General features: G+C 57.7%; 16 protein-coding genes. 8 read left to right on the top strand and 8 right to left on the bottom strand.

Annotation, left to right across the window (positions count from 1 at the left end; all coding sequences use genetic code 11):
• Window positions 1-32 precede the first annotated feature (32 nt).
• Window positions 33-728 (bottom strand): response regulator, encoded by a 696-nt coding sequence (locus ACMA5I_RS15450; protein WP_525887181.1) that lies wholly within the window; start codon window positions 726-728, stop codon window positions 33-35.
• Between the two features lie 143 nt (window positions 729-871).
• Between ACMA5I_RS15450 and mce the strand changes: the two genes are divergently transcribed.
• Together mce and ACMA5I_RS15440 are read left to right on the top strand one after the other, a co-directional pair.
• Window positions 872-1,276, top strand: coding sequence for a methylmalonyl-CoA epimerase (gene mce / locus ACMA5I_RS15445; RefSeq protein WP_525887218.1), 405 nt, complete (start codon window positions 872-874; stop codon window positions 1,274-1,276).
• A complete protein-coding gene (locus tag ACMA5I_RS15440; protein ID WP_525887180.1) occupies window positions 1,273-1,539 on the top strand; it encodes a DUF1467 family protein in 267 nt (88 codons plus the stop codon). The genes mce and ACMA5I_RS15440 overlap by 4 nt, the downstream gene beginning before the upstream one ends.
• Before the next feature lie 54 nt (window positions 1,540-1,593).
• Here the strand turns inward: ACMA5I_RS15440 and ACMA5I_RS15435 are convergent, their stop codons facing one another.
• Entirely contained in the window at window positions 1,594-2,721 is a 1,128-nt protein-coding gene (locus ACMA5I_RS15435) for a lytic murein transglycosylase (RefSeq protein WP_525887179.1), read from the bottom strand.
• A gap of 215 nt (window positions 2,722-2,936) precedes the next feature.
• On the opposite strand from ACMA5I_RS15435, the gene ACMA5I_RS15430 reads away from it, so the two are divergent.
• The 6 genes from ACMA5I_RS15430 to ACMA5I_RS15405 all read left to right on the top strand — a co-directional run bounded on the left by ACMA5I_RS15430 (window position 2,937) and on the right by ACMA5I_RS15405 (window position 9,010).
• On the top strand, window positions 2,937-3,473 hold the full coding sequence (locus tag ACMA5I_RS15430; RefSeq protein WP_525887178.1) for a fasciclin domain-containing protein: 537 nt from the start codon (window positions 2,937-2,939) through the stop codon (window positions 3,471-3,473).
• A gap of 242 nt (window positions 3,474-3,715) precedes the next feature.
• A complete protein-coding gene (locus ACMA5I_RS15425; RefSeq protein WP_525887177.1) occupies window positions 3,716-5,050 on the top strand; it encodes a tyrosine-type recombinase/integrase in 1,335 nt (444 codons plus the stop codon).
• Complete coding sequence (locus ACMA5I_RS15420; RefSeq protein ID WP_525887176.1) at window positions 5,047-5,961, top strand: hypothetical protein; 915 nt, start codon at window positions 5,047-5,049, stop codon at window positions 5,959-5,961. Before ACMA5I_RS15425 ends, ACMA5I_RS15420 begins: the two co-directional genes overlap by 4 nt.
• A 411-nt stretch (window positions 5,962-6,372) precedes the next feature.
• Window positions 6,373-6,618 (top strand): PC4/YdbC family ssDNA-binding protein, encoded by a 246-nt coding sequence (locus ACMA5I_RS15415; RefSeq protein ID WP_525887175.1) that lies wholly within the window; start codon window positions 6,373-6,375, stop codon window positions 6,616-6,618.
• Entirely contained in the window at window positions 6,615-7,499 is an 885-nt protein-coding gene (locus ACMA5I_RS15410) for a DUF7146 domain-containing protein (protein ID WP_525887174.1), read from the top strand. Before ACMA5I_RS15415 ends, ACMA5I_RS15410 begins: the two co-directional genes overlap by 4 nt.
• Window positions 7,499-9,010, top strand: coding sequence for a DUF3987 domain-containing protein (locus tag ACMA5I_RS15405; protein ID WP_525887173.1), 1,512 nt, complete (start codon window positions 7,499-7,501; stop codon window positions 9,008-9,010). The genes ACMA5I_RS15410 and ACMA5I_RS15405 overlap by 1 nt, the downstream gene beginning before the upstream one ends.
• A gap of 317 nt (window positions 9,011-9,327) precedes the next feature.
• Here the strand turns inward: ACMA5I_RS15405 and ACMA5I_RS15400 are convergent, their stop codons facing one another.
• The 6 genes from ACMA5I_RS15400 to ACMA5I_RS15375 form a co-directional block, all read right to left on the bottom strand.
• Window positions 9,328-9,516 (bottom strand): hypothetical protein, encoded by a 189-nt coding sequence (locus tag ACMA5I_RS15400; RefSeq protein ID WP_525887172.1) that lies wholly within the window; start codon window positions 9,514-9,516, stop codon window positions 9,328-9,330.
• A gap of 187 nt (window positions 9,517-9,703) precedes the next feature.
• Window positions 9,704-10,615, bottom strand: a complete 912-nt coding sequence (locus tag ACMA5I_RS15395) for a LysR substrate-binding domain-containing protein (RefSeq protein WP_525887171.1) — start codon at window positions 10,613-10,615, stop codon at window positions 9,704-9,706.
• A gap of 87 nt (window positions 10,616-10,702) precedes the next feature.
• Entirely contained in the window at window positions 10,703-11,659 is a 957-nt protein-coding gene (locus ACMA5I_RS15390) for an alpha/beta hydrolase (protein ID WP_525887170.1), read from the bottom strand.
• Between the two features lie 56 nt (window positions 11,660-11,715).
• Window positions 11,716-12,177, bottom strand: coding sequence for a (R)-mandelonitrile lyase (locus ACMA5I_RS15385; protein WP_525887169.1), 462 nt, complete (start codon window positions 12,175-12,177; stop codon window positions 11,716-11,718).
• 18 nt (window positions 12,178-12,195) lie between these two features.
• Window positions 12,196-12,945, bottom strand: a complete 750-nt coding sequence (locus tag ACMA5I_RS15380) for a carboxymuconolactone decarboxylase family protein (protein WP_525887168.1) — start codon at window positions 12,943-12,945, stop codon at window positions 12,196-12,198.
• A 414-nt stretch (window positions 12,946-13,359) separates the two neighbouring features.
• Complete coding sequence (locus tag ACMA5I_RS15375; protein WP_525887167.1) at window positions 13,360-13,899, bottom strand: recombinase family protein; 540 nt, start codon at window positions 13,897-13,899, stop codon at window positions 13,360-13,362.
• Between the last annotated feature and the right edge of the window lie 206 nt (window positions 13,900-14,105).

The raw sequence follows: 14,105 nt of genomic DNA, 5'->3' as shown, positions 1-14,105 counted from the left end.
GTGTTTCGGATGAAACGGTCGTTTTATTGCAACTATTCAGCGGGTTCGACCATCGGCAGGCGTTTGCTTATTTCTTTCAATAGGGTTTGACACGACATTTTATTTCTTTGAAACGCCGCTCTTTCCGCATGGGTTAACAGGTCTCTATCCCCAATAAGTTTGGCCAATGCTGCTGTAAATTGCCCGGCTTCGCGAATCTGTGCGGGGGCACCCGAATCAATTGCGGAGCGCAGAATTCTTTTCGCTTGCCGCAAATCGACGGCCACGGTGGTCGGGCAAGGCGTGATTTTCGTCTCTCGGCTGCGCTCGGGCGGGGTGCGGCCAACGAGCTGCCCGATCATCTGGCGAAAATGCGAGAGGGTGAGGTCCGCCTTCGCGACGACCGCATCGACGCCGGGGGTCTGCGCGGTTTCGGTCAAACGATCCGCGCTTGCGCCGCTGATCGCAACCAGTTTGGGGCGCGCCGCCGCCTGCTCGGCCAGAAGCGTGGCGATCTCCAGGCCGTCGCCATCGGGCAGACCGAGATCTGCAATCACCACATGAGGGCGAAAACTGCGCAGCGCTTTGCGGCCCGCTTCCAGCGTATTGACCTTGCACAAACGCGCGCCGCTTTTTAGCGCCATTTGATGGATGGTTTCGGCGTAACAACGGCTGTCCTCGACCAGCAGGATCGAAATGCCGTTGAGCGGGCGCGCCAGGGACGGACGCGGGAGAAGAGAATCGGACATGGTTAAACTCCGCACTAATGACTGTGCTTACGAAACCCGATTAAGGCTAACGGAAGGTGAATGTGCGAGAGGGAGACGCCACGCCGCTCTTGCGTCCGGCGCGGCGGCGCATCATCATGCAGCGCAGCAAAAAGGGGAACGAGATGATCGGACGATTGAACCATGTGGCGATTGCCGTGCCGGATCTGGACGCGGCGTCGGAGCAGTATAAAACCATGCTGGGCGCGGATGTGGGCGCGCCGCAGGACGAGCCCGATCATGGCGTAACCGTGGTGTTCATCACCCTGCCAAACACCAAAATCGAGCTGCTTTATCCGCTTGGTGAGGGCAGCCCGATCCAAGGGTTTCTCGACAAGAATCCGTCGGGCGGGATTCACCATGTCTGCTATGAGGTTGAGGATATCAAAGCGGCGGCGGACCATCTGGCGGCGCAGGGGGCGCGGGTGCTTGGCGATGGTGAGCCGAAGATCGGCGCCCATGGCAAGCCGGTGCTGTTCCTCCACCCCAAGGATTTCAACGGCACCTTGATCGAGCTGGAAGAAGTATGAGCATCACCTCCATCCTCGTCGTCTATGCCTGCATGTGGTTTCTGATGCTGCTGATCCTCGTGCCCATCGGGCTGCGGACGCAGGAGGAGGAGGGCGAGGTGGTGCCGGGCACGCATGGCTCGTCGCCGGCCAATATCCGCATGGGCCGCAAGATGCTTCAGGCGACGATCTGGGCGTTCATCCTGACGGCGATCATTGCCGGGGTGGTGATCTCCGGTCTGCTCACCGTCGAAAATCTGGATTTCTGGGGGCGGATGGACTGACCCTCTCGCCGCTTCGGGAAGACCGCGCCGGATGCTCTCCGGCGCGGTTTTGCTTTAAAGACTGCGCAGAAGGGCTTGAGACGGCTCGCCCGTTACCGGCAGACCTTGCGCGCGCTGATAGCCCTCAATCGCCGCCGTGGTGTTCGAACCGATCACGCCATCCGCGCCGCCCGTATCGAACCCGCGCTGTGTCAGGCGTTGCTGAAGGGCGATCCGGTCGTCCTTGGTGAGCCCGTATTGATCGGGCGGGAAGGGCGTGCGCAGCGGCCCGCCGCCTGCGATCCGGTCCGCCAGATGACCGACGCCAATCGCGTAGGCGTCTGAATTGTTGTAGCGTTTGATTGCGCGGAAATTCCCGGTCGTCGAGAAGCGCGGCCCGCCCGGCTCGGGCTGAAGCGATCCGCCCGCATCTTCCTGCCCCCAGCGAACGCCGCGCTGCCAGCCACTTCGTGAGAGATAATTGGCCGTGCTGGCGAGCGAGTCCGTCGGGTCCGCCGCCCAGATATCGCGCCGTCCATCACCGGTGAAATCCACGGCATATTCGGCAAAGGTGGTCGGGATGAACTGCGTATGGCCCATGGCCCCGGCCCAGCTTCCGGTCATGCGATCCGCGCTGATATCGCCCGCTTGGATAATACGAAGCGCCGCAAGGGTTTGCGCCTCGAAGAACTGTCCGCGCCGCCCGTCATAGGCCAGCGTGGAGGTCGCCGAGATGACCGGGATATTGCCCTGCCGCTCGCCATAGAAGCTCTCCAGCCCCCAGATCGCGGTGACGATATAGGGATCGACGCCGTAGCGCGCTTCAATCGCCGCGAGGGTGCCGCGATGGCGCGCATAAGCGGCGCGGCCCTTGGCGATGCGCTCATCCGAGGCGGCGATGGAGAGATAATCCTCAAGGCTGCGTTTGAACTCCGTCTGGTTGCGATCCCGGCTGACAACACCCGGCAGGAAACCCGCATTGCGGAACGCCGCATCGAAAGTGGACGATGAAATCCCGCTCGAGAGCGCCCGCCCGCGGAAGGACGCAACCCAAGCATCATAGCCCGCATTGGCCTGCGGCAGGAGATCGGGCGGAATGGCATTGTCCGGCGCGCTATAGCTTGGAACACGCGGCGCGGTGCTACAGGCGGCGAGGGAAGCCGCCCCGAGGCTCGCAAGAAGGAAACGTCTGCTGATGGTCATAATCTGCCCTGTTTGCTTGTGCTTTAGGGGCGAGAGTAACGGCTCTGGCGCGCGGCACAATGGGCTTTTGGTTTCATCAGAGAGAACAAAGAGACGGCCGCTGCGCTCTAACAAACCCTAAGCGTTGCGCGCTTTTCTCTTCACATAAACGTGAGCGGCGCAACTTGTCACCGGGTGCCCTCCGTAACTGCGAGTATCCAACAATGGAGGATGACATGAACCTGATTAAGATTGGTATCACCGCAGCTTTCGCATCGACCGCTGGCTTTGCTTTTGCTGATAACCATGAAAGCGACGCGGCGATGAGCGAAATGCCCGCGACCGTTGTCGATATCGTGGTGAATTCGGAAGATCACGAGACGCTGGAAGCCGCCGTGATCGCAGCGGATCTCGCCGAAGCTCTGTCGGGTGAAGGCCCGTTCACCGTCTTCGCGCCGACCGATGGTGCGTTCGAAGCGCTGCCCGAAGGCACGCTCGAAGAGGTGCTGATGCCCGAGAACCAAGAGCAACTGGTTCAGATCCTCGGCTGCCATGTCGTGGAAACCAAGGCTATGGCTGAAGCGGTTGTGCAGATGGTCAACGATGATGGCGGCGCGCATGACGTGACCACCATGGGCAACTGCGCCCTGACCCTGTCGCTCGACGGCGACATGGTGAAAATCAACGACGCCGTGACCGTCACCGCTGCCGATCTTGAGGCAGGGAACGGCGTCGTTCACGTAATCGACGGCGTGCTCCTGCCGGCGATGTAATCGCGTCTCCCACCAACGCGATAGCAAGAGGGCGTAGCGCAAGCTGCGCCCTTTTTCATGGGGGGTGATATGCGAGAAAGATGGTGGCGGAGACGAAGCCCGCCATTAAGCTGTCGCGCCCAAAGGCATGGCGCCGAATCTCAATATTTTATCAGTCAGTTACGGATTTATTCTGTTGCCAGGCATCGCACCCTGTCGCATTCTGGTGAAAATTTTTTGGCGGGTATTATGGCGGGTTTAAAATGCCGAAGGTAGCTAGAGAGCTTTCCGCACTTGAGGTGAAACGATTGCAGCACCCCGGAACCCGGGGCAATGCCAAATTCGCAGTAGGCGGCGTCTCGGGTTTGCTTTTACAGATTACTCCTAGCGGAGGACGCACGTGGCTGTTGCGGGCTTCTATTGGTGGCAAGCGCCGCGAAATCGGCCTTGGCGGCTTTCCGGACGTGACACTCGCCCAAGCGCGAGAGCGCGCTCGTGAAATGAAGGACCAAGTTCGTCGTGGCATTGACCCGGTGGAGGAACGGAAAGCCGCCAGAGCAAAACTTGAAGCGACGCGCCTCCGCGGCCTAACGTTCGCGGATGCTACCGACAAGGCGCTAGCTGCCAAGCTGGATGCTTTCAAAAACCCCAAGCACCGGCAACAATGGGAAAACACCCTACGCACCTATGCCATGCCGGAACTGGGTGGAATGCTGGTGGATGAAATCACCGTGCAAGACGTGCTGCGGGTTTTGGAACCGATCTGGCAAGTCAAGACCGAAACCGCCTCCCGCCTGCGCGGGCGCATTGAGGCTGTTCTTTCATGGGCTACCGTAGCCGGGCATAGAACAGGCGATAATCCTGCCCGGTGGGCAGGCAATCTCAAGGAGCTCCTGCCAGCGGCGTCCAAGGTCGCCAAGCAAGGCAATCATCCAGCCATCCAGATCGATGACGCGCCTCGCTGGTTCGCGGCAATTCAGAAGCGGGCGGGGGTTGGAGCACGTGCGTTGGAATTCGCGGCACTGACGGCCACCCGTTCACAGGAAGTCCGAGGAGCGCGCTGGGAAGAAATCGATATGGCTACGGGAATGTGGGTAATACCCGCTGAGCGTATGAAAATGACCCGTGAGCATCGGGTGCCGCTTGCAGCTGAGGGTATGGCACTACTTGAAGGGCTACCCAGGTTTGAGGGGAACCCACTCGTCTTTCCCGCACCTCGCGGAGGAGAGATGACAGACATGACAATGAGCGCTGCGATGAAGCGCGCACATGCCGCCGATGTAGCTGCCGGTGGTGGGGGGTTTTTAGATAGGGTCAGCAAACGACCGGCAGTTCCCCATGGACTACGCAGCACGTTTCGCGATTGGGTTGCTGAACGCACAGAGTTTCCCGGTGAAATGGCGGAAATTTCACTTGCACACAAGATCAGCAACGCAGTCGAAGCCTCATATCGGCGTGGGGACATGATCGAGAAGCGCCGGGCCATGATGGCAGCTTGGGCGAAATTTCTATCCGACAATTGCACGAGCCCACTCAACAGAAGGAGCCCGCTATGTTTCGATGTGAGGGTTACATCCGCCTCGACAGCATTCGAATGACTTTCGAGTTCATAAACCTTGAAGAGCCGGATCAAACAGCGCTGAGAGGTAAGGCTAAACAGAATAGACTGTTGGAAAAGCGTATCCAAGAACGCAACGCCTGGGAGCGGAAAAAGTTCGAGACATTTTCAAACTCCGAGGAAGTTGACGCAACCTTTCCATTGATCGACGCCCAAGATTGCGAATATCCGGAAGTTTTGCTCCCGTCTTTCGAGGAAGCAGAGCGCGAGATACCAGACAGCGAGGTTCCCCGTTCGAAGTTGAAAGCACTTTGCTCAAGTGCCTTCACCCGGTTTGTTTCTGAATGCAGCCTGCATCTGTGTGGGCCAGGCGGTACGGTAACTCCGGTCGATGGATCGATCATGCACCTTCATTATGTACCTCTAAATTGCGAGACATTTTCAGCACACCGAACAGCGGGGGGAAATGATGGAGTGGTCACAATACCTCCTAATATAGGCTGTCCTTGGTCCTTCGTGGATAAAAAGTACTACAGCGTCGATTGCAGGGGCAAACTCCGTGAGCTTTTGGAAGCCTCAGAAGAGTTGAGCAAGCGATCCGGCGGCCCAGTCCCCGAGGTGGAGATCTCACGGTTACAATACCTGGCAAAGCTGGCTCCGCTCGCACAGAGGCTATCACCCTTCGAAGGTCACGTTCTTGTAATTCCTGAAAGTGAGATCCCAGACCGCAAGGCTATTCGACAGCGCTTGGGTATCGCGCCGGACAGCAAAAAACATTCGGGACGACCTGCGAAGAAGCATCGGGCCGCTGCGACCTACAAAAAGCTGTTTCCAATCGGACATGAGGGCAAAACCCGAAAGCAAGTGCTTCGTGAAATCGAGAGGCACAGCGGAATCCTGGTCGCGTGGAGCACCTTGGAGCAAGGTCTCAAAGGTGAATCTGAGGAGTAAATGCGTCGAAAACGGCGTCGAAAACCCTCAGTGGAGTTTTCGACGTTTTCGACGGATGCCAAACGGCGCCCAGATGCGGCACTTCGTCGTTGATTGCAACAGACGGAGCACCTCGATGGCCGAAACATACCTTTCCGATGCACAAGTAGCTGCTCGCTACGGCGTTCACCGTTCGACCCCCTGGCGTTGGGCCAAAACAGATCCGTTTTTCCCGAAACCTGTGCCGTTGTCGCCGGGCTGTACACGTTGGAAGCTCTGCCAACTCGAAGCCTGGGAAGCCGAGAAAAAGCACCCCTCTATCTGACGACAACCGCCATCCGTCTGGTACACGGGCGGCGGTTATCATTTCAGTCTTCTCAACTCTGATTGGTAGCTCATGTCGCCCTTGCCAGCAAGGCAAAGGGAAAGAAGATGACATTCTTTGATACGACCGCCACGACGGTCACCCTCCACAAGAACAGCCGCGAAGAAATCCGGGTAAGCTTGGATCATTATATGGGCTGCCATCTGGTTAACCTGCGCGTCTGGTTTCGCGCTGATGACGGTACAATGCGCCCGACCAAGAAGGGGGGTGCACTGCGCGCGGAATGCCTTTCTGAGGTCTTGCAAGCACTGCATCATCTTGACGCTGTTATGACAGCCCGGGGGCTCTCATGATCAGCACCGCAGAACGTATCACGCGCAGCCTCGGTGGGCGCTGGCATGGCCGCTATGGCATTGCCCTCTGCCCAGCGCACCAGAACACCCGTACGCCAGCCTTGAGCCTCTCGAATGGCGACAATGGACAGCTCTTGGCCTACTGCCACGCCGGCTGCAGCTTCCGCTCAGTTGTTCTCGCCCTAAAGGGCTCAGGTATCACGACAAACAACTGCTACGATGCTCCCTATTTCGCTGCCTCCCCTCCCAGCCAAGAGGTATCAGCGGAAATCACGGTGAAAAAGCGTGAAGCGCAGGCCAAGTCTTGCTGGGAAGAGGCATTGCCAATTGCAGGCACACCGGCGGAACAGTACCTGCGCAACCGCGGGATCACCTGCAAATTGCCGCCCACTCTGCGCTATCGCCCCGCTTGTTGGCACGGCCCCAGCGCCCACCATCACCCTGCAATGATTTCTCTTATTGAGGGCGGTGGGACCGGAATACACCGCACTTACCTGCACCGGAATGGGCAGGCCAAGGCGACCGTTTCTCCTGCAAAGATGATGCTCGGGGCTGCTGCAGGTGGAGCAGTACGACTTTCGCAGGCACAGGGCCCGCTCATCGTAGCCGAAGGTATTGAAACCGCTCTCTCCTTGGCGTCCGGCTTGTTCCCTGAGGCTGGTGCAATCTGGGCGGCACTTTCCACTTCGGGCATGTCTGGCTTGACGCTTCCGATCCGTCCCGAAGAGATCGTTATCGCGACGGATGGAGATGATGCCGGTCAGCGCGCAGGAAACGACCTGGCTGAACGCGCCCACTCTGAGGGCTGGAAGGTCAGTCTTCTTCCAGCACCGAATGGCCGTGATTGGAATGACATCCTTCTGGCTCGGGAGTTGTCCTGATGAAAAAAGCCACACCCATTCCATTTGCACCCCTCTGGCCAGAACCGGACCTGCGTTACTTGCAGGATGATCTATCAGCCCCTCCTTCACTTCCTCTTGACGAGGTTGTCTCTCCGCGTTGGGCCTGCTGGCTGCGTCAGGCAGCTGAGGCAAAAGCGGCGCCACCAGACTACGTATTTGGCGCTCTACTGTCGGTAGCTGGGGCGCTTATCGGCAATACGCGCTGGGTAACTCCTTGGCCTGGATGGGCAGAACCGCCAGCTCTGTGGGCCGCCGTGATCGGAAACCCGTCGATGAATAAATCACCTGGCATTGACGCGATTTTGGGGCCACTGAAAAAAGTCGAGCGCGCTCAGCGCGCCGCGGTACAGACCGAACTCGAACAATGGCGGGAGAAGGCTGAGGTCTCGCAGTTGGTAAAGAATGCATGGAAGGAATCGGCAAAAGCTGCCGCAAAGGAAGGTTCGGACCCACCCGAAATGCCGCCAGGTGCGAACCCTGGACCGCAGCCGGTTATGCCTCGCCTCGCGATTTCAGACGCCACGGTTGAAAAACTTGCAGCAATCTTAGAAGCGCAGCCGCGCGGCGCATTGCTTGCGCGAGATGAACTCGCCGGGTGGCTGCAAAGCATGTCACGCTATTCGGGTGGTGGCTCAGATCGTCCATTTTGGCTGGAAGCCTACGGGGGACGTCCCTACTCTGTTGAGCGCATGGGTCGTGACCCAGTTTATGTTGAATGTCTGACAGTAGGCGTTCTGGGCGGCATTCAGCCTGATCGGTTAAAAAGCCTCCTCATGAATGCGGACGACGACGGTCTGCTTGCCCGTTTTCTTCCTATCTGGCCAAATCCGGCGCCCATACAACGTCCAAGCGAGCGGCATGACGAACGCTTTTTCGAAGCAGCCATTTACCAGCTTCTGTCATTGTCGATGATCTCCGACGATAACGGCCAGCCTCAACCTGACTTTCTGGCATTTTCTGAAGATGCCTGTGAAGCATTGGACGCTTTTCGTCAGCAGGTGCGCGCATGGGAGCACGGATCCGATGGCATTTTGCTTTCGTTCATCGGGAAGCTGCCTGGACTTTCCCTTCGCGTTTCACTGATACTCGCGATGTTGGACTGGGCCAGCGGTGATACGGCAGAGCCCAAGCAGATCAGCATAGGAATCTTTCAACGTGCGCAACATTTGATCCGAAAGTACTTCCTTCCAATGGCCCGCCGGGCCTATGCTGGGGCAGCCTGTGATGCGGGGGAGCGCGCAGGGCGCCGCCTGGTTGCACTCTTGCGTGAGACCGGCTGGCAGCAATTTTCGACGCGCGAGATCAGGCGGATGGAACGTGCGGGGCTGAGCACGATATCTGAAATCAATCAAGGCATCGTTGCACTTGAGGATGCTGACATAGTCCGAGCGCTGCCAATTCCAGCCTCAGCAAAAGGCGGCCGCCCCAGACGCCTCTACGATGTAAACCCGGTCCTAACTATGACCTCCCGCAAGAAACTGCGCGGCTAGTAAACTTGTCGGGCGCAGAGCACTGACCAAACTGACAATACTGACTAAACCATCAGCTCAGCGCGGCACTTGGGTATTGTCAGTTTCGTCAGTTTGGTCTCCGGGCCACCAGGCCGAAGAGCAGCCCGCAAGCATACCTATCAGCCGAATGCGGCCATCCTATTGTACATTATTTCCGAGAGGATCTACTGGCCAACCTGACGCCGGACGACACCCGCGAAAAACTCATGTAAAAATTATCAAATGTAAGCATTTTTCAGCCAAGTGCTAGTTCTCACTCTGATCGGCACCCGCTTGCATTAAGTTTCGGCACCCGGTCACATGTGTTTCAGCATCGGCAACAACCGTGATGCCGCCCCGGCAGTAGCGAAGGCGAGAAGCGCGGAGACCTCAACTATCGCAGCGGTTGTCGCCTTCGCGATTGAGATGCATTCGACATGTTGGGCGGGAAGCCGACATGCGGCGGCGCGGCGTTGCGACTGCAGAAATTCGGCGATAACCGCCATTCGTTCTCAGCGCAGCGAAATTCGCACCATCGCAGGCCCATCGGGCGGGAAGCGGACTCGCGGCGGTGAAGCTTGGAAGTCGTAGCATTATCGTAAAGCCGACATTTCAGACAGGAGGGGAGAATGACATTCAATTATATCAAAAAAGATTAATCATGCAGAAGCCAGGCTGTGGGATTGGATCGGACTAGCGCTCAGACGTCTTGACCTTATCATGGCGCAGCGCCTTGACGAAGGCCGCGAAGGCTGGTGAATGCTGGCGGCGGCTTGGGTAATAAAGGTGAAACCCTTCCCAAACCGGCGCGTAATCGGGCATGACGATCTGCAAACGACCGGCCTCGCAATCCGAGCGGGCCAGATCTTCGGGAACGAAGGCCAGTCCGAAGCCATCCCGCGCCGCGTCCAGGACGTCATAGATGTTGTTGAAAACCAGTCGGCCCTCGACCCGCACACTGATCTCGCGACCGTTTTCTTCCAGCTCCCACGGATAAAGACCGCCATGGGTCGAAAGGCGTAGATTGATGCAATCCTGCTCGGTCAAATCGGCTGGCCTTTCCGGCACCGGATGTGTGTCGAAATAGGAGGGCGCCCCGACGATAACGAAGCGGATATCAGGGCTGATCCGAGTGGCGATCATGTCGCGCGCCACTTGGGAGCCAAGCCTTACGCCTGCGTCGAAGCGCTCGGCTACGATATCCTGTAATCCGTAATCCACTGATATTTCGACATTCACCTCGGGATAGGCGCGTAGGAAATCGCGCAGTTTCGGCCACAGGAATTGCCGAATTTGGAAATCGCCGGCGGTGATACGAATCGTCCCAGCGACCTCGTCGCGCAGGGAACTTAGACCATCCAGCTCGCTGGCAATGTCTTCGAAATGCGGGCCGATGCGTTTCAGCAGACGCTCGCCAGCCTCGGTCGTTGAAACGCTGCGCGTTGTCCGTGTCAGCAGTCGAATGTCCAGCCGCTCTTCCAGCTGCCGCACAGTATGGCTGAGCGCGGATTGCGACACGCCCAATCGCGCAGCGGCCTTGGTAAAACTTTCTTCGCGCGCCACCTCGAGAAAGGCGATCAGATCGGTGATATCCTTGCGCTGCATTGATGAAATTCCCTCATGCCGGAATGCCGAGTATGTCATTTTGGTCATGAGGGAACAATCACCACCAGCGGTCAGGTGCCTGCTGGTTCAGGACAGCTTTTCTTCAAAGAACTGTCCCAGCTTGTCGAAAGGGATCAGGTCCAGATCGTCATAAAGATCGACATGACCGGCACCTTCGACACAGTGCAGTTCTTTCGGCTCGGCGGCACGGGTATAAGCATCCTCGCTAAATTCGCGCGAATGGGCCTGATCACCCGTGATGAACAACATCGGCCGTGGCGAGATCGTCTTGATATCATTGAACGGATAGAAGTTCATGAAGGTCATGTTGCTGGTCAGCGTCGGATGCGTCGTCCGGTCGGGCGACTGCCCATCGGGCGTCACATTGCCGCGTTCGGTGCGATAGAAATCATAGAACTCGTCACCGATCGCGTTGCCGGTCAATTCATGCGGTGTACCGCTGGTCAGTTCGGGCTCCGCGCCTTCGAATTCGGCATAGCGTTGCTGGGCGGCATCCGCGATCACCTGCTTGCGCTGTTCGACGCTTTGCGATTTCTGCAACGCGCTGCGGTTGGCCTGACCCATGTCATACATGCTGACAGTGGCAATCGCCTTGAGCCGCGGATCAATCTTGGCGGCGCTGATCAGGAAACCGCCACTGCCACAGATGCCGATGCCACCGATACGCACGCGATCAACAAAATCGCGGGTACCAAGGAAATCGACGGCGGCATTGAACGCCTCGGCATAAAGATCGGGCGAGACAAGATTGCCCGGCGCGCCCTCGCTTTCGCCCCAATAGGGCAGGTCAATCGACATGGCGACAAACCCCATCTCGGCCATCTTGGTCGCATAGAGATTGGCGCTTTGTTCCTTGACCGCGCCCATAGGGTGACCAACGACGATGGCCGGATGCTTTGCCGCCGCATCCATATCCTTGGGCGTAAACAGATTGCCGGCAACCTTGGTGCCGTAGAGCGTTTTGAAGCTGACCTTTTCGCGGGTCACGGCATCAGAGGTATAGAAGTTGTTTTGGTTCGTCATGGTGTTATCTTTCAAGCCTTTGAAAAACGCGGGTCTGTTCGACCCGCGTCCTGGGGTTATTGGCCCAGATATTGTTCGTCAGTAACCGGCTCCATCCACTCGACGGCGGTGTCGCCTTCGACCTGCTGAATGGCCAGATGGGTGATTGCGGTGGTATCCGTGGCCCCGTGCCAATGCCTGACACCGGGCGGGCACCAGACGACATCCCCGGCATTGATCACCTGACGTTCACCACCCTCTTCCTGCGTCCAGCCGGTGCCTGAAGTCACGACAAGCGTCTGACCATTCGGATGGGTGTGCCAGTTAGACCGCGCACCAGGCAGAAAGGTGACCTTGCCCGTGCTGAACGGGCGATTTTCGTTGGTGCCGAAGACAGGTTCGACCAAGGCAGTTCCGGTGAACAGATCTTCTGCGCCAATGGTGGCGGTTTGCGATCCGTTGCGTGTAATGCCGCCCTCCTGCGCGATGGCGGGGGCGGTCGCGACGCCGAGTGTTGCGGCTATGATAAGCGTTTTCATGTCAAAGATTCCTATCGATTACTGTTCGCGGCTGTCGAAGACGTCTTGAAAGACGGGCATTGCCGAAAAGACGTTTGGCCAATTGGCGTAGAAGGCCAGTTGTGTCAGCGCCTCGGATGCCTCCTCGCGCGTCAGGCCGTTATCCATGGCGCGGTTCAAGTGGAACGTGACCTGCTCGCTTTGACCGTTCGCGACCAGCGAACTGACCGTCACGAGGCTGCGGTCCCGCGGCTCCAGATCAGGGCGCTGCCAAAGGTCCAGAAAAAGCGGATCCTGCGTGAAATCGACGACGCCCTGCGAGGTCGGTCCATAGGTCTCCTGCACGTTGGACTGGCGCGCATCCTCGGTTTGCTGATCAAGCGGCAGCAGTTCAACATCCGCGCCGGGCAGGTCGGTCGTGGCGATACCGCGCTGATCGTAAAGGTCGGCGGCAGTTTCGGCGGCTGCGACGCCATTGTTCCAGCCGGAGTAAAAAGCCAGATGGGTGATGATTCCCGAGAGTTCCGACGGGGTAACACCATTATCCAGCGCGCGGGCGAATTCTTGCGGCTGCAGCTCGGTCTTACCGCCAGCGATCAGGGCCGCGACCGACACCACGCTGCGATCACGCGGCGACAGGCCGTCGCGCTGCCATAGATCGCCTTCGACGACATTGGCGTTGTAGGCGGCAAGCGCTGGCGCGGCGCGTTCAAGCAGGGAGACGGTCTGTGCAAGGCTTGCCGTGCCAGCCAGCGACAGGGCGACTGCAAAGGGTGCAAGTGTCTTCATTTCATACTCCTGTGTTTTCTAGACAGGAATATGGAGGGGGTTACGTTAGATGATTAGATAGATAATCGCGAATGGGCCTATGAGTGGTATTCATTAATCGCATTGCCAGCTACGCTAAATCGATCCAAATCACGTATTAAGGTGACATCCTTCAGTTGCAGACATTGGTTCACAGCCCAATAGCGGTCAGCCGCCTTTGTCCGTTCAACTAGCGCAACATTGCGTATAAATGACCGGTTTAGTAAATGCTGCATGATAGCGAGCGACCCTCGCACAGGTCGGCTATGGGCCGATTGCAATTTATCGTCCTATTCTGCCATTTCGCTACGTTCAATCTGACACGAGGATCGATCTTATTGGCAGCTCCATCCTCGTGCAGACTCTTCGTAAAGATCCTCCACGCCAGTTGAAGCCCTATGCGCGTCTGATTGTGTTTGCACTCACCTTGAAAAGCCGTGCCAGTTCAGCAATCCCACGCAGTTCCTCATCCCTCAATCGTCGCACTTCCTCGCGCTGCTCTAATGACAGGGCAGGGGGGCGCCCACTAATTCGGCCTCGACGTTTGGCGGCGGCGAGTCCTTCACGGGTGCGTTCGGAAATCCGTTCGCGCTCGAATTGCGCAATAGATGCGAAGACATGAAATATTAGCCGACCAGCGGGCGTGGTCGTGTCGATGTCCTCAGCAAGAGATTTGAAACCCGCACCTTTCGATCGAATGACATCGACTATTGCGAGAAGGTCCTGAAGTGATCGGCTCAGGCGATCGTATTTCGTCACAACAATAACATCGTCGGGACGAAGCTGGTCGAGCATGCGATCAAGCTCCGGGCGCTGACGCTTTGATCCGGAAATTTTATCCGACCAAACGCGTTCCACACCCGCCTCTTCGAGGGCGAGAATTTGGGCATCGAGATGCTGCTCTTCAGTTGAGACGCGAGCATAGCCTAAAATCATGCCAAAAACCTTCAACAACAAAACTAGTTTTGGCAGGGTATTTTGGAACTGTCAATGATGGGATCAATCAAACAATCCAAAAACGACCGATGCTGGTGAAAAACTCTGACCTTGATCGAGACCCAACCGACTGATTCACTTGCCTTATCGGCAGGGAGGATCAGGCGATGATGGGACGTCTGGAGGCGCAGGAGAACCTTTTTTAT

Origin of the sequence: Jujubicoccus corallicola, assembly GCF_047345645.1 — a bacterium.
Lineage (GTDB): Bacteria > Pseudomonadota > Alphaproteobacteria > Rhodobacterales > Rhodobacteraceae > JBLEFH01.
This window is presented reverse-complemented; position numbering and strand designations above follow the sequence as displayed.